The sequence below is a fragment of the Mycobacterium gordonae genome, assembly GCF_001417955.2.
Lineage (GTDB): Bacteria > Actinomycetota > Actinomycetes > Mycobacteriales > Mycobacteriaceae > Mycobacterium > Mycobacterium gordonae_B.
Genome location: NZ_LKTM01000246.1, coordinates 1 through 17,198, shown reverse-complemented (window position 1 = coordinate 17,198; position 17,198 = coordinate 1). Strand labels below are relative to the sequence as shown.

The window sequence follows — 17,198 nt, the reverse complement described above, 5'->3', positions numbered from 1 at the left end:
TTTTGGACCACCATTCGGCGAGTGTATGCCCGCCGCAACGCCAGCACTATGCGTTCAGATCGATGCGATGCGCACCCGTGACACCGTCGTATCTGGTGGGACTGCACGTCAGCACGATCACCTGTCCATGCGCGCCCACGCTGTCGAACACCTCGCCCATTTTGGCGAGCCGGTCGGGGTCGGTGAATCCCAGCGCATCGTCGACGACAACAGGAACGGTGTCCTCCTTGGCGACGAGCGCGGCGCCCGCCAGTCTCGCCAGAATGCCGAGCTGCTCCTTGGCCCCGCCGGACAGCGACTCGTAGGGCACCGTCACCCCACCCAGGGTGCGGTTCAGGATTCGCAGGTCACTGTCGACGTCGATCTCGAAGCTCGGCCCGAACACTGGGCGGCCGAGCCGCTGCAGCTCGGCCCGGTAGGGCTCGACGTACCGCTTGCGGGTGTCGTCGCGGTGCCGGCACATCACCGACCGCAGCAACTGAGCGGCCCTGGCCCGATCGCCCACCCGGGTGTGCCGGCTGGTCGCGTGTTCGAGCTCTGTCTCGGCGGCATCGAGCCGCCCCTTCCGGCCCTCACTGCGCAATACCGCCAGCTCGATGGAGATCTCGTTCAACGTGGCGTCGGCGGCGTCGCGGCGCCGGCGCAGCGCCCCGGCGACGTCCTGAGCCTCGGTGAGTTCGGCGGCGATCATTTCGGGCTGCGCGGCGGCCAGGGTTTGCTCCAGCTCGACCACGCGCTGCTCGGCGGTGTGCGCCAGCTGCCGCTCCGCCTCGGCCTTGGCCGCCAGAGACTCGTCACTCAACGACGCCCGCTCCCCTGCCAACCGGGTCACCGCCGCGTCGAGTTCGGCACGTTGGGTAATGGCATCGTTGCCCAATACCGCTGCCCGCGTGGTGGTCTCGGCAAGTCGCCGGGCGGCGGCTGCCGCGAGTTGGCGCCGGTTCTCGCACTCGGCCTGCGCTGCCGCACGATCCGCCTCGGCGGCCTCGCGTTCGGCGCGAGCGCTGGCAGTATCGGTGGCGAAAAGATCAGGCTCCGCGGGTTGATCGGCCTGTAACTGCGCCAGCCTGGACCGCAACTGGTCCGCGTTCTCGTCGCCGCATAATCCGGTCAGCGTTGCGGTGAGCCGGTCACGACTGTTACGCAGTTCACGACGCCGCTCGTGAACCGAGCGCGCCGCCGCCACGTCGGCCACCGCGCCCGCCTCCAGCGCGGCGTTCAGTTCCTGTTGTGCGGCAACAAATCTGGCTTGAACATCGAGCACCGTCGCGCCCGGGGTAACCCGCGTCGTCAGCACACCGGCGACTTCGACGTCGGTGGGACCGGTGGCGGTGATCGACCAGCTATGCCCGGCCGCCAGCGATACTTGCTGCTCCCCGACGGCAAGCTCGATGTCGGCGACAGCGGTGAATTCCACTACTGCCGAGACCATCTCGAGCTGGTCACCGGCCCGATCGGCGGATGCGGCGGCCTTTTCGATGCGGTGCAGCATCTCATCGGTCAGCACGATCCCAGCGAGTTCCTGACAGATCGGACCGAGGTCGCGTTCGATTCCATCGATCTTTGTCAGCCGGGCACGCAACCGGTCGGCTTCCTCGCGCTCAGCGATACGGTCGAGGGCGCGGCGAGCGGCTTCGGTGCGCTCTTGCGCGACGGCCAGAATCGCGACCGCCTCCTGCGCGGCAGCATCGCAGGCTGCGGCTTCCCGCGTCGCGGCCGCCTGCAAACCGACGGCCTCTTCGGCTTGCGCGACCAGTGCGGCGATTGCAGCTGCGCGAGAATCGATTTCAGCGATCAATGCCAGACGTCCGGTGTGCGCGGCGGTCGACGCGGTGCTGGTTGCGGCCGCAGCCGCGGCGATCAGCCCGGCTTCACGCACCTCGTCGGTGAGCGCCTTGACCCGGTCCGCGGCGGCCTGAGCCGCGGCCAGCCGCGGCCCGGCGGTTTCGGCTTGCTGCGCCAGCTCTGCCGACAGTCGCGTCAGCTCGGCGTGACGACGCACCCGATCGTCGACCTCAGCCATCGCTTTCGCGCACTCGGCCACCGCGGCCTCGGCGTCCGCCAGGCGGGACCGCGCCGCTGCCCACTCCCCGGTGGGGCGGCCGGTTCCGGTGAAATATCGTGCGTATTCGGCGTCGATCCGCTCGATGAGCAGCGGCTCGGTGCCCGACAGCGCGGCGTCGCCGACGGATTGCGAGGCGGCGACGTCGAGCGCACGCGACAACGCGTCACAGCCCGACAGATCCACCGCAACGGTCGACGCGGCCTGCAGCACCCGCTGCGCGCGCCACAGCTCGGTGTCGACGGTCTCGGCGAGCATGGCGCGGACCCGCTCGTGGGCCTCGTCGCCGGTGAGTTGTTCACGGCGCGGCGCCAGCACCGTCAACTCCGTCTCGCACTTCTTGTGGAACCGCTTGCGATACACGAAACGGTAAGCACCACTGCTGATTTCGGCGGTGATCTCGGAGCCGACGTCGGCGTTGGCCGGCTTGACCTGCTTGACATCCTTTTTCGTCGAGCGATCCTTGGATTCGAGCAGCAGATCCAGCGCCTCGATCATCGACGACTTGCCGACCTCGTTGGCACCGTAGACCACCACCACACCGTGGTCGGGGAACTCGATCTCCCGGTGCGCGATGCCGCGGTAGTTCGTCAGGACGAGGCGGTGCAGCTTCATGCCGCACCCCGGTCCGCCAGACGCAGCAACAGGGCCAACGCCGCTTGGGCGTCCACGGCGTCGTCAGTCCCTGCCCGGGCCGTCGCGACCAGCTCCTCGACCGCCGAGGCCGCGAATCCGCCGATGCCGAGGTCGTCGAACTCACCGTCAGCGGGGATGACGGCCAGATCGGTGTGCCGCTCCCACAGGCCCAGCCAGGCGAACAACCGGGCGTACCTGTCCAGACACGCGTCGAGCGCCGCGCGGTCGGTGACCGTCAGCGACCCGGTCAGAGCCAGGCGAACGACGGTGCGGTCCTTATCGGGCATCAGGTCCAGGTTCATGTCCAGGTCGGCGATGCACCGACTGGTATCGACCTGATTGTGCAACGTCACGAAGCGCCACCGACCGATGTGGCGGGCCTCAACGGTGACCGGGCGTTGTGGATCGGTCTCGTCGATGTCGACGATCAGCACATGGCCGGGGTCGGCCTCGACGTCGTCGTAATTGGTGACTTCCGGTGACCCGGAGTACCAGACCCGGCCACTGTCGCCCACCTGCGTCAGGGAATGCTTGTCACCCAGCGCGACATAGTGAATCACATTGTCCGACAATGCCTTCTCAACCTTGTCCAGGCGGATGAGCGAGGGCTTGTCGCGGTCGGGGTCGAGCACGTCGACGCCACCGTGGGCGACGAGGACCCGGGTGCTGCCGTCGGCCGGCAGCCCGCCGACGACTTCGGCGACCAGGTCGGTGGTGGGCGCCTTGGACCGCCATGGCGCCGCGACGATCTGCACGCCGGGCCGTACCTCGTGGACGCCGGCCCGGTCCAGCACGATCACGTTCTCCGGGCGTTCCGAGGTGAACAGAGCACCGGTGTAGACCGACGACGCATCCAGCGGGTCGTGGTTGCCCGGCAGCAGGTAGACAGGAATACCGATGGCGCGCATGGCTTCCAGGGACTGCCCGATCACCTGGGGGGCCAGTTGGTTGTGTTCGAAGACATCGCCGGACACGACGACGAACTCCGCGCCGACTTCGGCGGCCAGCGCCCCGAGGGCGGCCACCGCGTCGCGGCGGGCTGCCGAATAACGGGGCTGGGCGTCGCCGGCGAGGAAGTGCCGGGTCATGCCCAGTTGCCAGTCAGCGGTGTGCAGGAACCGCATGCCGTCGACCCCCTTCTGGATGCGTAATTGGCGTTGCATCGGGAGTGTATGGCGGGGTGCCGACAAGCCCGGGGACGTCGGCCGGAGGGTCTGGCGGTGGAGACGGGGTGCAACCTCTTGCGTCACTCTGGTTTCATTCGGGAGGTAGCCGGGTCCGCCGAGCGCCCGCATGTTGCCCACGACACGCCGGCCGAGCCGGCAATTTGCGGACCCTCGCCACACGCCGCACCCCCCCGACACCCAGAACCCGCCGAGCGCCCGCATGTTGCCGACGACGCGCGGGAAAACCCGGCAATTTGCGGACCCTCGCCACACGCCGCAACCTCAGCGGTGGATAACGTGAGCCCGTGGCAGAACCACGCACCCTGATCCTGATGCGACACGGGAAGTCGGCATACCCCGACGGTGTGCCCGACCATGAGCGCCCGCTGGCCCCCCGGGGTCAACGCGAGGCCGGACTGGCCGGCGACTGGCTGCGCGCCAATCTGCCGGCCATCGACGCGGTGCTGTGCTCGACGGCCACCCGCACCCGAGAAACCCTGGCCTGCACTGGCATCGAAGCGCCCGTGCGCTATCTGGGGCGACTCTACGGCGCCACCCCGGGCACCGTGATCGACGAGATCAACCGGGTCGAAGATGACGTAGACACCCTGTTGATAGTCGGACACGAGCCGACGACGTCCTCGGTGGCCCTCATCCTCGCGGATGCCGACACCAGCAACATCGCTGCGGCGGAGAGCATCTCGGAGAAGTACCCGACGTCTGCGCTCGCCGTGCTACGCGTCCCCGGCCGCTGGGCAGCCGCCGAACCCGGCATCGCCGCGCTCACCGACTTCCACGTGCCGCGCCAGCCAGGCTGACCCGTCAGGCGTTGGTCGCCAGCGTCAACTCCATCAACTTCAGGGCCTGCCCGCACGCATCGATGCCAGGCGCCTGCGGGTTGATCCACCAGCCGACCACACCCGCCGCGTCGCTGGCCACACCGCACGCGCCGTTGGGATCGTTGGGCCGCATCACAATCGAGTCGATGCCCTGGATCGAACGGGTCTCGATCTGGTACTTCAACCCCTCGGCGACCTTGCGCTCGTTGCTCAGACTCCCCTGCTCGAACCAGAACCGGGTGATGTCGATGAGGCCGGCCGGATTGGCCGCCTGCCAGCGGCAGATGGCACCGACGAACGTGCTCTGGATGTCCAGCGGATCGGCGCCGACGGTCTTGGCCAGAATGTCGGTGGTCAGGACCTCGCACTCTTTGAGCAGGTTCGGATATTGCCGCTCGGAGTTGTCGTTGCGCGGCACACCGCCTCCGCCGGCCTTGATGGCCTTGCCGTCCACCGACTTCGAACACCCGGTCAGCACCATCAGCACCGCGATCAGCACTGTCAGGAAGGCACGCATCCGCCGGCTCATTTCGAATTCGCTATCGACTGGCGGGCCAATTCTTTCGCGATGTCGCAGGCCGGCGGGAAGGGCTTCTGGCTGAAGCTCACCGACCATTCGATGAAGTCGTCGGAGAACTGGATCCCGACCTCGCACAGCGAATCTCCCAGTGCGGGCTCGTTGCCGACGGCGATGAAGCCGCCGTGACCGTTGATGTTGATGTCCTCGACGCTGGCCCGCGACAGTTCCTCGGTCTTGCGTTCCCGCCCGATCGGGCTGCCGCGGTACCAGGAGAAGGAGAAGTGCGGTCCCGAGATCCCGCCGCCGGCCAGCCACTGGCAGCCCACGGAGTTCTTGGCGGTGTTCACCAGACCGGAGATCTTGGTCAGCTGCGTCACCGTTTCGTCGGTAACGCCACCACACTGCGGGAAGAAGGGGCCATGCTTGCCCTCCGCGTTCCCCGAGCTCGACGGAACCGGTCCACCTGGCTTGTTGTCGCCGGAATTGGAGCAACCCGTGACCCCGCAGAGCACAGCCACGAAGGCACCAACAGCCACGACTCGCGCCGCCCACTTACGCCGCACTGGGACCTACCCCGTTACCCACCGATTTCTCGGGCCGCTGCCGCTCCACACGATGCACTGTAGCCGCAGCCCCGCGGGTCAACCACCGACACGCCACCTGATCAGGCATTTCGGCACAACACGCAGGTCCGGACCAGGTCCGTTGATGCGCAGCACCGGCACCTACCGGGTGTGACACAGTTACCCCATGCTCCTGGCACTGCTGCGCCAGTACATCCTGCCGTATCGCGCATTCGTGACGGTGTTGATGGTGCTGCAGTCCATCAGCACCCTGGCGTCGCTGTACCTTCCCACCGTCAATGCCGCGATCATCGACGACGGCGTCTCCAAAGGCGATACCACCACCATCGTCCGGCTGGGGCTGGTGATGCTGGTGGTCACCGGCGTGCAGGGGGCATGCGCGGTGGGCGCTACATACTTCGGCTCGCGTACCGGAACCGGCTTCGGCCGGGACTTGCGCGCGGCGATGTTCGACCACGTGCTGCGCTTCTCCGAGCACGAGACGGCACGCTTCGGCGCGCCAACGCTGTTGACCCGCAGCACCAACGACGTCCGCCAGATCGTCTTCCTGGTGCAGACGAGCGCCACGGTGCTGGTGACCGCGCCGATCATGTGTATCGGTGGCGTCATCATGGCCATCCACCAGGAGGCGGCGCTGACCTGGCTGCTGCTGGTCAGCGTTCCGGTCATGGCGGTCGCCAACTACTGGATCATTTCGCACATGCTGCCCCTGTTCCGCAGCATGCAACGGCTCATCGACGGCATCAACAGGGTGCTGCGCGACCAACTATCCGGCGTGCGGGTGGTGCGGGCGTTCACCCGCGAAGGTTTCGAACGCGACAGGTTCGCCGGTGCCAACATGGCGCTGTCGAATGCCGCCCTGGGCGCCGGCAACTGGCAGGCGTTGATGCTGCCGGTGACCACCCTGACCATCAACCTCTCCAGCGTCGCGCTGATCTGGTTCGGCGGTCTGCGCATCGACGCAGGCCAGATGCAGGTCGGATCGCTGATCGCGTTCCTGGCCTACTTCGCCCAGATTCTGATGGCGGTGCTGATGGCGACGATGACACTGGTCGTCCTGCCGCGGGCATCGGTGTGCGCCGAACGCATCACCGAAGTGCTGACCACCTCGCCGGCGATCGAAAGTCCGCAGCAGCCGCAGTTTCCACCGCATCCGATCCGTGGGCTGGTGCAGCTGGACGGCGTGACCTTCACCTATCCCGGCGCGGATTACCCTGTGCTGCAGAATATCTCGTTGACTGCTCGGCCCGGCACCAGCACCGCGATCGTCGGCAGCACGGGATCGGGCAAATCGACGCTGGTGTCGCTGATCTGCCGCCTCTACGACGCCACGGCCGGGCGCGTCACCATCGACGGCATCGACGTCCGCGACTACGACACCGAGCGGCTGTGGTCAGCGATCGGACTGGTACCGCAGCGGGGATACCTATTTACCGGCACCGTCGCCGACAACCTGCGGTACGGGGCGGTGCCCGGACAGTCCGTCACCGACGGGCAGATGTGGGAAGCATTACGGATCGCTGGCGCAGCCGAATTCGTCCGGCCGCACGGGCTGCAGATGCGCGTCGCCCAGGGCGGTGTCAACTTCTCCGGCGGCCAGCGTCAGCGGTTGGCGATCGCGCGGGCGGTGATCCGCCGCCCGGCCATTTATCTGTTCGACGACGCGTTCTCGGCGCTCGATGTCCACACCGACGCCCAGGTGCGCAGATCCCTGCGCGAGGAGGCCGGTGCGGCAACGATCATCATTGTCACACAACGGATCTCGACCGCCGCCCAGGCCGACGAGGTGATCGTCGTCGACAAGGGCAGAGTCGTCGGCGCCGGCAGCCACGAAGCATTGCTGGCCGAGTGCCCGACGTATGCGGAGTTCGCGGCCTCGCAGTCGGTGGGCGCCGGGGTCGGGGGCACGCAATGAGCGCGCCGATGAGCGCCCGCCCCCGCGGCGCGGCCCCGGCGCCACCGAACATGCGCTCGCGGGACTTCTGGGGATCGGCACGTCGGCTGCTGGGACGACTGACGCCGCATCGCCGGTTGAGCGTCGGCGTCATGTCGCTGGGAATCGTCGGCACCTGCATCGGCGTGGCAGTTCCCCGAATACTCGGGCACGCGACCGATCTGCTGTTCAACTGCGTGGTCGGCCGACGGCTACCCTCGGGAATCACAAAGGCCCAGGCCGTCGCCGCGGCCCGCGCTCGAGGCGACAACGCCTTCGCGGACCTGTTGTCCGGCATGAACGTGGTACCGGGCCAGGGAGTGGACTTCGGCGCGGTGGCGCGCACCCTGACGCTGGCGCTGGTTCTGTATCTGATTGCCGCGGCGATGCTTTGGGGTCAGGCGCGGCTGCTCAACATCACCGTGCAGCGGACCATCACCAGGTTGCGCGCCGACGTGGAGGACAAGCTGCACCGGCTGCCGTTGTCCTACTTCGATCGGCAACAACGCGGGGAACTGCTCAGCCGGGTCACCAACGACATCGACAACATGCAGACCTCGCTGTCGATGACGATCAGCCAGCTGGTGACGTCGGTTCTCACCGTGCTCGGCGTGCTCGTCATGATGGTGTGGATCTCGCCGCTGCTGGCGTTCATCACCGTGCTGACCGTGCCGTTGTCCCTGTTGGCCACCCGCGCGATCACCCGCCGTTCCAAGCAGTTGTTCATGGCGCACTGGACCAGCACCGGACGCCTCAACGCCCACATCGAAGAGACCTACAGCGGCTTCACGGTGGTCAAGACATTCGGCCACCAGGCCGCCGCCCGCGCGCAGTTCCACCAGCTCAACGACGACGTTTACCGGGCCAGCTTCGGCGCCCAGTTCTTTTCCGGATTAGTCGGCCCGGCAACGGGATTCATCGGCAACCTCGGCTACGTGGCGGTCGCCGTGGTCGGCGGCCTGCAGATCGCCGCGGGACAGATCACCCTCGGCAGCATCCAGGCATTCATTCAGTACGTGCGGCAGTTCAACACCCCGGTGGGGCAGGTGGCCGGGATGTACAACACCCTGCAGTCCGGGGTGGCCAGCGCCGAGCGGGTGTTCGATCTGCTCGACGAGCCGGAGGAACCGCCGGATCATGCGCCAGCGCCGGTTTCGCCGGGACCTGGACGGGTCGAGTTCGACCACGTCAGTTTCGGCTACCGGCCCGGCCATCCGGTGATCCATGACCTGTCGCTGGTGGCCGAACCGGGCAGCACGGTGGCGATCGTCGGCCCGACGGGAGCGGGCAAGACGACGCTGGTCAACCTGCTGATGCGTTTCTACGACGTCGATTCGGGCCGGATCCTGATCGACGACGTCGATATCGCGAGCCTGAATCGCGACGCGCTGCGGTCGCGCATCGGCATGGTGCTGCAGGACACCTGGCTGTTCGACGGCACGATCGAGGAGAACATCGCCTACGGGCGGCCCGATGCCGGCCCGGCCGAGATCGTGGCGGCGGCGCAGGCGGCCTATGTCGACCGTTTCGTCCACACCCTGCCCGCCGGCTACCAGACCCCGATCAGCGGGGGCGGCGGCAACATCAGCGTCGGCGAGAAGCAGCTCATCACCATCGCCCGGGCCTTCCTGGCCCGCCCGCAGCTGCTGATCCTCGACGAAGCCACCAGCTCGGTCGACACCCGAACCGAACTGCTGATCGCCCGGGCCACTCGGGAACTCCGTCGTGATCGGACGAGTTTCATTATCGCCCATCGGCTTTCGACGATTCGTGACGCCGACCGGATCGTGGTCGTGCAGGAGGGCCGGATCGTCGAGCAAGGCAGTCACACCGAACTGCTGGCTCGCCGCGGTGCCTATTACGACATGACCCGGGCCTGAGCGGGCTACCGCCGGGGCGTCACTAAGCTCGGTGGTCGGCTGTCGGGCCAAACATTAGGAGATGTCGATGAAGCTTCCGCCTCGTGTCTACCGGCAACTGTTCGCCGCGGTGGCGGTCGCGTTGGCCGTCGTCCTCACCATCGGCGGGTGCGGAAGCAAGGCGGCCAACGGCAACAAGAGCCCGGGAAGCACCGCCAATGCCACCAGCGGCGAGGCGGCGACCCTGCTCAAGCAGGCCGCCGACGTGATGCGTAAAACCACCGGTGTGCATCTCGCCGTCGCCGTCGACGGTGAGGTGCCTAACATCCGCGTGACCAAGCTCGACGGCGACGTCTCCAACACGCCGCAGACGGTCGCCACGGGCGTCGCCACGGTGCTGGTAGGCAGCAAGAGCGAAGAGGCCCAGTTCGTCTTCGTCGACGGTCATCTCTACTCGGATCTGGGCCAGCCGGGGACCTACACCGACTTCGGTAACGGCGCTTCGATCTACAACGTCTCGGTGCTGTTGGATCCCGACAAGGGCCTGGCCAATCTGCTGGCCAATCTCAAGAACGGCGCGGTGGCCGGCAGTCAACAGGTGAACGGCGTCGCGACCACCAAAATCACCGGCAATTCGTCGGCGAACGATGTCGCGACGCTGGCCGGCACGCGGGTCACCGAAGAGAGCGTCTCAACGGTGCCGACCACCGTCTGGACGGCGTCGGACGGCTCCTCGCATCTGGTCCAGATCCAGATCTCGCCCACCGCAAGCACTTCGGTGACGTTGACCATGTCCGACTGGGGCAAACAGGTCACCGCGACCAAACCCGTCTAGCGCCGGCTCCCGGAAAGGACTCACCACATGACGACGTCCACCCGTCGACAGCGGATAGTCATCGCCGCCGCCAGCGTGGCCATCGCCGCCACCTTTGCCGCTGCGCCGGCCCCCACCGCCGCGGCGGCTGACTCCTACGGCGCGATCGCGTATTCCGCCAACGGGTCGTGGGGACGATCGCATGCCTATCCCACCAAAGCGGCCGCCGAGGCGACAGCGGTGAAGTCCTGCGCCTACCCGGACTGCAAGGTGTTGACCACCTTCACCGAGTGCGGGGCGGTCGCGGCCAAGGACCACCAATACCAAGGCGGCACCGGACCCAACCTGCCCGCTGCGATGAAAGACGCGTTGAGCAAGCTGCCCGGCGGTTACATCGACACCTGGGCCTGCAACTGACGAGTCAGGTCACTCCAAGAATTCGTAAAGATAACAAAAAGGCCACCGTCCGAACCTTTTCTCAACACGCCATCCGCACCGAGCGGAGTGAGCACCGTACGAGAAAAGGACACGAGCATGAAGAGCCTGAAGGTCTCCTCGATCGCCAAGACCGCCCTGTTGGCCGCCGCCGCCGGCGTGGTGGCGCTGGGCCTGGCCAGCCCGGCCGAGGCAGGCACCGGCACCATGTACGGCGACCCCACCGCCGTCGCCAAGTACTGGGTTCACCAGAACTACGACGACTGCGCAATCATGTCCAGCGCCGACGTGGTCGGCCAGATCACCGGCAAGCTGCCCTCAGAGCGGTCCATCATCAAGGTCGCCCAGTCCACCCCGAGCGCGTCCCACCCGGGTTCGATCTACGTCAAGCCCGCCGACAAGAACGACCCCAACTCCGGCATGGGCACCGACCCGGACGACCTGCCGACCCTGCTGGCGCACTACGGAATCCACGCGACCAACACCGACGCGGACACGGCCGGCAAGACCGGTGTCGCCACCGGCATGGAGGCCCTCGAGCAGTACCTCGGCAGCGGTCACGCCGTCATCGTCGGGCTCAACGCCGAGATGATCTGGAACCAGCCGATCGAGAACAAGGGCAAGGACGGCCAGCCCCGCGCCGACCACGCCGTGGTGGTGACCGGAGTCGACACCGCCAAGGGCGTCGTGCACCTCAACGACAGCGGCAACAAGAACGGCAAAGACGAGCAGGTTCCGATGGCCGTCTTCGTCAAGGCCTGGGCCACCAGCCACAACTTCATGAGCGTCACCCAGGAGACGCGTAAGTGACCAAGCAGGATTGATCAAGGCGGGCAGCCACCCACTCGGGCCGGCTGCCCGCCTTTGGTTTGTCGCCATGCATGTCAAGACATTTCAGCCCGGCCGACCGCTTCCAAGAATTCGTGGAGATAACCGACAGGTCCACGACGGAACCTTCTTGCAACACCGCCACCGCGGGACGAGAGAAGGACGCTCATGAGCAACAAGATCGCCGCCATCGCCAGGACGGCCCTGCTGGCGCTCCTGACCGGTACAGCCGCCGGATCCCTGGCGCTCGGGCTGGCCGCCCCCGCCGAAGCGTCGGCGGGCGGCGTTACGTACGGCGATCCCACGGCAACCGCCAAGTGGTGGCGCCTGCAGACGTATGACGACTGCGCCATCATGGCCGGCGCGGACATCGTCGGCCAGATGACCGGTAGCGAACCGTCGGAGCGCGCCATCATCGAGGTGGCCCGGACGACGCCCAGCACCAGGCACCCCGGTTCGATCTACATCCAGCCCAAAGACCCGAAGCACCCGGATTCCGGCAACGGCACGAGCCGACTGGACATCCCGACACTGCTTGCGCACTACGGCGTCGGCTCGAAGACGACCGACGACGACGAGGCCACCAGGAACGGGATCGCCACCGGCATGGACGCCCTCAAGCATTACCTGGGCAGCCGTCACGCCGTCATGGTGAGCCTCAACGCCGAAATGATCTGGGGTGAACCGATTGAGAGCAAGGACGACGAGGGCAACCCGGTGTCCGATCATGCGGTGGTGGTGACCGGGGTGGATACCCGCAACGGCATCGTGCACCTCAACGACAGCGGTCACGAGAACGGCCGAGACGAGCAGATCCCGCTGGAATTGTTCGCCAGGGCATGGGCGACCAGCCATCATTTCCTGCTGTACACCGTGGCCACTATCAAATGACGGCCGCCTTCGGTTCGAGTCCGCAACCACCACAGGACAATTCGGTCGAAAGCGGCACGAGCGCCGGCGTCTCGCGGGACCGGGCGCCCGGCTCCGGGTTGGTGTGAATCCGCCGCCTCGACACCGGGATGCATCAGAATGACACGCCAGATGGGACCCGCAGTAACAAGACTGAGAGCGATCAAGACACAATAATGAGGAAGGTCGCCGGACTGGCACCTCACTACTCGGGGACACCGGCGGCCGCGGAGGACCCGGAATGGCTGGGAGCGCGATGATGGACACACATCTCGAGTTCGGTGTGCTCGGCCCGCTGGAGATGACGATCGACCGGGCCCTGGTGCCCTTGGGCACCCCCAAGCAGCGGGCCGTGCTGGCGATGCTGGTCATCAACCGCAACCGGCCTGTCGGCGTCGACGCGCTGATCACCGCCCTGTGGGACGAGTGGCCGCCGTCCGGAGCGCGCGCCAGCATCCACTCCTACGTGTCCAACCTGCGCAAGCTGGTCGGCGCCGCCGGGGTCGATCCTCGCCTGGTGCTCGCTGCGGCGCCACCCGGATACCGGCTCACCATCCCCGAAAACACCTGCGACCTCGGCCGGTTCATCGCCGAGAAGACGGCGGGCGTCCATGCCGCGGCATCGGGCAGCTTCGAACAGGCCAGCCGGCATCTGTCTGCGGCGCTCAAGGAATGGCGCGGGCCGGTGCTCGACGACCTGCGCGATTTCCCGTTCGTCGACTCTTTCGCCACTGCCCTGGTGGAGGACAAGATCATCGCGCACACGGCGAAGGCGGAGGCCGAGATCGCGTGCGGGCGCGCATCGGCGGTGATCACCGAACTCGAGGCGCTGACCGTGGAGCACCCCTACCGGGAGCCGCTGTGGGCGCAGCTGATCACGGCGTACTACCTCACCGACCGCCAGTCCGACGCCCTCAACGCCTACCGCCGGGTGAAAGCGACCCTTGCCGACGACCTCGGTATCGATCCAGGCCCGACGCTGCGGGCGCTCAACGAGAAGATCCTGCGCCAAGAGACGCTGGACGTGAAACAGAACGCCAAGGTGACCGCCGTGGGAACCGTCACCGTGCTGGACAAGCGCACCATGGCCGCCACCCAGAAAGTGGCCGCCTACCTGCGTGACGTCTCGACCGGGCGCGACTACCCTTTGCGCTCGGCGGCGACCCGGATCGGCCGGCTCAGCGACAACGACATCGTCCTGGACAGCGCGAACGTCAGCCGCCACCACGCCGTCATCGTCGACACCGGGACCAACTACATCATCAACGACCTGCGGTCATCCAACGGTGTGCATGTGCGCCACCAGCGGATCCGCACCGCGGCCACCATCCACGATGGCGACCACATCCGGATCTGCGACCACGAGTTCACCTTCCAGATCGCCGCGCACACCCAGGCCTGACGCACTGACCGACGGCACCCGAATATGCCACTCGCGCAATCGTTTTGACGATGCCGTCGGCGGCGCCCAGCCACCGCGCGAACGTGCGGCAACAGCTACCGCTGCAGCAATGGGCGGCTGTTCGCCACAAGACTTTTCGCGTTCACCGGCACCTCGTTGCCTGTCGGACCCGGACGGTACCGTCACTGTCACGACAACATGTGCGGTTTTTCGGGCCAGGGTGTTGGCAGTCTTATTGGCAAGCGCCCATCGTCCCGATTACCGTCATGGTTGCTAAGCCGGTGGTTGCGCTCCATGCAATACCTGAAGGCTGTTGATAGTGTCGGCGGGATTCGGCTTGGTTGAGGAGGATCGGCAATGAGCGAGCCATCAGACTCGCGGGTGGGCTCGATGTTCGGGCCCTACCACCTCAAGCGGTTGCTGGGCCGCGGCGGGATGGGCGAGGTCTACGAGGCCGAGCACACCGTCAAGGAGTGGACGGTCGCCGTCAAGGTCATGACTGCGGAGTTCAGCAAGGACCCGGTGTTCCGCGAGCGCATGAAACGCGAGGCCCGCATCGCCGGCCGGCTGCAGGAACCCCACGTGGTCCCCATCCACGACTACGGCGAGATCGACGGCCAGATGTACCTCGAGATGCGCATGATCGAGGGCACCGACCTGGACAGCGTGCTCAAACGCTTCGGCCCGCTGACCCCGCCGCGCGCGGTCGCCATCATCACCCAGATCGCCTCGGCCCTCGATGCCGCGCACGCCGCCGGGGTCATGCACCGCGACGTCAAACCCCCCAACATCCTGGTCACCCGCGACGACTTCGCCTACCTGGTCGACTTCGGCATCGCCAGCGCCACCACCGACGAAAAGCTCACCCAGCTGGGCACCGCCGTGGGCACCTGGAAATACATGGCGCCGGAACGGTTTTCCAACGATGAGGTCACCTACCGCGCCGACATCTATGCGCTGGCCTGCGTGCTCTACGAGTGCCTGACCGGCAGCCCGCCCTACCGCGCCGACAGCGCGACCACGCTGGTGACCGCGCACCTGATGGACCCGGTGCCGCAGGTCAGCGCCGCGCGGGCCGGCATCCCCAAAGGGTTCGACGCGGTCATCGCCCGCGGCATGGCCAAGAAGCCCGAGGACCGCTACGCCAGCGCCGGCGACTTCGCGCGGGCCGCGCACGACGCGCTGAGCGACCCGGACCAGGACCACGCCGAGGACATCCTGCGCCGCAGCCGGGAATCGACCCTGCCCGGCACCGCGGTCACGCCGTCGGTGCCCGGCGGCACCCCGCCGCCCCCAGGGACGCCCCCGCATTACTCACCACCGCCTGCCTACGGCGATCCGATCGGTTCGGGGCCGCTGCAGCGGCAGACGCCGACGAATGCGCCGTCCTGGTCTCCCGCGAGCGGACCTATCCCGGCGAGCGGGCCGATCCCGGCGAGCGGGCCGATCCCGGCCCAGGGCCCGCCCACCCAGGCGCCGCAGTACTTCGGTCAGAGCGGCGGCTGGGGCGGAGGCCCGTCCGGGCCACAGCAGCCGGGAGGTCCACCGACCTGGAATCAAGGTGGCCCGCCTTCGGGCGGCAAACGCAGTCCGTGGCCCATCATCGCCGGAGCCGCCGCTCTGGTGGTGGTGCTCATCCTTGCCGGCGTCGGCATCTGGCTGGCCACGCGCAAGGGGGACGACACCCCGACGGCGGACACGACCACCTCGGCCACCACCAGTTCCGGCAAGCCGACAACCACCAAGAGTTCGCCGGCCACCACCACTCCGGGCGGTGACCCGCAGAGCAAGCTGATGTCCATGCTGCCGTCCGGCTACGCCACCGGAACGTGCACACCGACCACACCGAAGCCGAACAGCGTGTGGACCGGCACCATCGCGATGGTCGACTGCGGGCAGAACACCAACCAGGGTGGCCCCAGCCGGGCGATCTACGGGCTGTTCCCCAACCTCGATGCGCTCAAGCAGGCGTTCAACGACGACATCGCCGCGGTGCAGCTTGCGAACTGCCCCGGGGAGGGGCCGTCGCCGGACGGCTGGCATTACGACCGGGACCCGACGGTCACCGCCGGAATGATCGCCTGCGGCACCTACAAGAATCACCCCAACGTGATCTGGAGCAATGAGGGCAAGCTGATGCTCAGCGACGTCTTCGGCGATCCCGCCACGATCGACGACCTGCACAACTGGTGGGCCAAGTACGGCTGACCGACAGCCGGGCAGGGCATAAGAGTCCAATGCTCAAGCGGCACAACGACACTGGATGGTCGCAATGAGCGAGGAGCCGGGCTCGAGGGCCGGGTCGACGTTCGGGCCCTATCACCTCAAGCGCCTGTTGGGCCGTGGCGGGATGGGCGAGGTCTACGAGGCCGAGCATTCGGTCAAGGGCTGGACCGTCGCGGTCAAGCTGATGTCCGAAACCGTGAGCAGCGACCCGGTGTTCCGCGAACGGATGAAGCGCGAGGCCCGCATCGCCGGCCGGCTGAAAGAGCCGCATGTGGTGCCCATCCACGACTATGGCGAGATCGACGGCCAGATGTTCCTCGAGATGCGCCTCATCGAGGGCGTCGACCTTGACGGCCTGCTCACCCGATACGGCCCGTTGCCGCCTCCGCGCGCCGTCGCCGTCATCACCCAGATCGCCTCCGCGCTGGACGCCGCGCACGCCGCCGGGGTCATGCACCGCGACGTCAAACCGCCCAACATCCTGGTCACCCGCGACGACTTCGCCTACCTGGTGGACTTCGGCATCGCCAGCGCGACCACCGACGAGAAGATCACCCAGCTGGGCACCGCGGTAGGGACGTGGAAATACATGGCGCCCGAACGGTTTTCCAGCGACGGGATCACCCATCTGGCCGATGTCTATGCGCTGGCCTGCGTGCTGTTCGAGTGTTTGACCGGTAGCGCGCCGTACCCGTCGGATAACGCCGGCGTCCTGATCAGCGCCCACATGATCAACCCCATCCCGCGCCCGAGCGCAGCGGGACGCGACATCCCGAGATCGCTGGACTCCGTCATCGCTCGGGGCATGGCCAAGAACCCCTCGAACCGGTACGTCAGCGCCGGTGACCTGGCCCGCGCCGCGTACAAAGCGCTCAGCCACCCCGACCAAGACCACGCGACCGAGATCGTGCGCCGCAGCCAGGAGTCGGCCATACCGGAACGGTTCTTGAATCCACCTCCGGTGCAACGGTTTTCACATCCCGGC

General features: G+C 67.1%; 14 protein-coding genes. 10 read left to right on the top strand and 4 right to left on the bottom strand.

What is annotated here, in order from left to right; genetic code table 11:
• Positions 1–46: 46 nt before the first annotated feature.
• Both AO501_RS18180 and AO501_RS18175 read right to left on the bottom strand, forming a co-directional pair.
• Positions 47–2,677, bottom strand: coding sequence for an AAA family ATPase (locus AO501_RS18180; protein WP_055579040.1), 2,631 nt, complete (start codon positions 2,675–2,677; stop codon positions 47–49).
• Positions 2,674–3,822, bottom strand: a complete 1,149-nt coding sequence (locus tag AO501_RS18175) for a metallophosphoesterase family protein (RefSeq protein ID WP_055579080.1) — start codon at positions 3,820–3,822, stop codon at positions 2,674–2,676. Before AO501_RS18175 ends, AO501_RS18180 begins: the two co-directional genes overlap by 4 nt.
• 374 nt (positions 3,823–4,196) lie before the next feature.
• Between AO501_RS18175 and AO501_RS18170 the strand changes: the two genes are divergently transcribed.
• Positions 4,197–4,682 carry a SixA phosphatase family protein gene (locus AO501_RS18170; RefSeq protein WP_055579079.1) on the top strand — a complete coding sequence of 162 codons (486 nt, stop codon included), beginning with the start codon at positions 4,197–4,199 and terminating at the stop codon, positions 4,680–4,682.
• 4 nt (positions 4,683–4,686) lie between these two features.
• Here the strand turns inward: AO501_RS18170 and AO501_RS18165 are convergent, their stop codons facing one another.
• Positions 4,687–5,220, bottom strand: a complete 534-nt coding sequence (locus AO501_RS18165) for a DUF3558 domain-containing protein (RefSeq protein ID WP_055579039.1) — start codon at positions 5,218–5,220, stop codon at positions 4,687–4,689.
• A gap of 8 nt (positions 5,221–5,228) precedes the next feature.
• The gene (locus AO501_RS18160) at positions 5,229–5,759 is read right to left on the bottom strand and encodes a DUF3558 domain-containing protein (protein WP_055579078.1); all 531 of its coding nucleotides are present in this window, start codon (positions 5,757–5,759) and stop codon (positions 5,229–5,231) included.
• 214 nt (positions 5,760–5,973) lie between these two features.
• Between AO501_RS18160 and AO501_RS18155 the strand changes: the two genes are divergently transcribed.
• The 9 genes from AO501_RS18155 to AO501_RS18115 all read left to right on the top strand — a co-directional run.
• A complete protein-coding gene (locus AO501_RS18155; protein WP_055579038.1) occupies positions 5,974–7,722 on the top strand; it encodes an ABC transporter ATP-binding protein in 1,749 nt (582 codons plus the stop codon).
• Complete coding sequence (locus AO501_RS18150) at positions 7,719–9,620, top strand: ABC transporter ATP-binding protein (RefSeq protein WP_055579037.1); 1,902 nt, start codon at positions 7,719–7,721, stop codon at positions 9,618–9,620. Before AO501_RS18155 ends, AO501_RS18150 begins: the two co-directional genes overlap by 4 nt.
• 67 nt (positions 9,621–9,687) lie before the next feature.
• Positions 9,688–10,434 carry an LppX_LprAFG lipoprotein gene (locus tag AO501_RS18145; protein ID WP_055579077.1) on the top strand — a complete coding sequence of 249 codons (747 nt, stop codon included), beginning with the start codon at positions 9,688–9,690 and terminating at the stop codon, positions 10,432–10,434.
• A 27-nt stretch (positions 10,435–10,461) separates the two neighbouring features.
• Entirely contained in the window at positions 10,462–10,830 is a 369-nt protein-coding gene (locus AO501_RS18140) for a DUF4189 domain-containing protein (RefSeq protein WP_055579036.1), read from the top strand.
• 117 nt (positions 10,831–10,947) lie between these two features.
• Positions 10,948–11,658 (top strand): C39 family peptidase, encoded by a 711-nt coding sequence (locus tag AO501_RS18135; RefSeq protein ID WP_055579035.1) that lies wholly within the window; start codon positions 10,948–10,950, stop codon positions 11,656–11,658.
• 186 nt (positions 11,659–11,844) lie between these two features.
• Positions 11,845–12,567, top strand: coding sequence for a hypothetical protein (locus AO501_RS18130; protein ID WP_055579034.1), 723 nt, complete (start codon positions 11,845–11,847; stop codon positions 12,565–12,567).
• 259 nt (positions 12,568–12,826) lie between these two features.
• Positions 12,827–13,987: an ATPase/transcriptional regulator EmbR gene (gene embR / locus AO501_RS18125; RefSeq protein ID WP_055579033.1), complete on the top strand. Its 1,161-nt coding sequence runs from the start codon at positions 12,827–12,829 to the stop codon at positions 13,985–13,987.
• Between the two features lie 357 nt (positions 13,988–14,344).
• Complete coding sequence (locus tag AO501_RS18120; RefSeq protein WP_055579032.1) at positions 14,345–16,195, top strand: serine/threonine-protein kinase; 1,851 nt, start codon at positions 14,345–14,347, stop codon at positions 16,193–16,195.
• 64 nt (positions 16,196–16,259) lie between these two features.
• The coding region (locus tag AO501_RS18115) for a serine/threonine-protein kinase (protein WP_156452655.1) at positions 16,260–17,198 on the top strand (939 nt) is incomplete at its 3' end.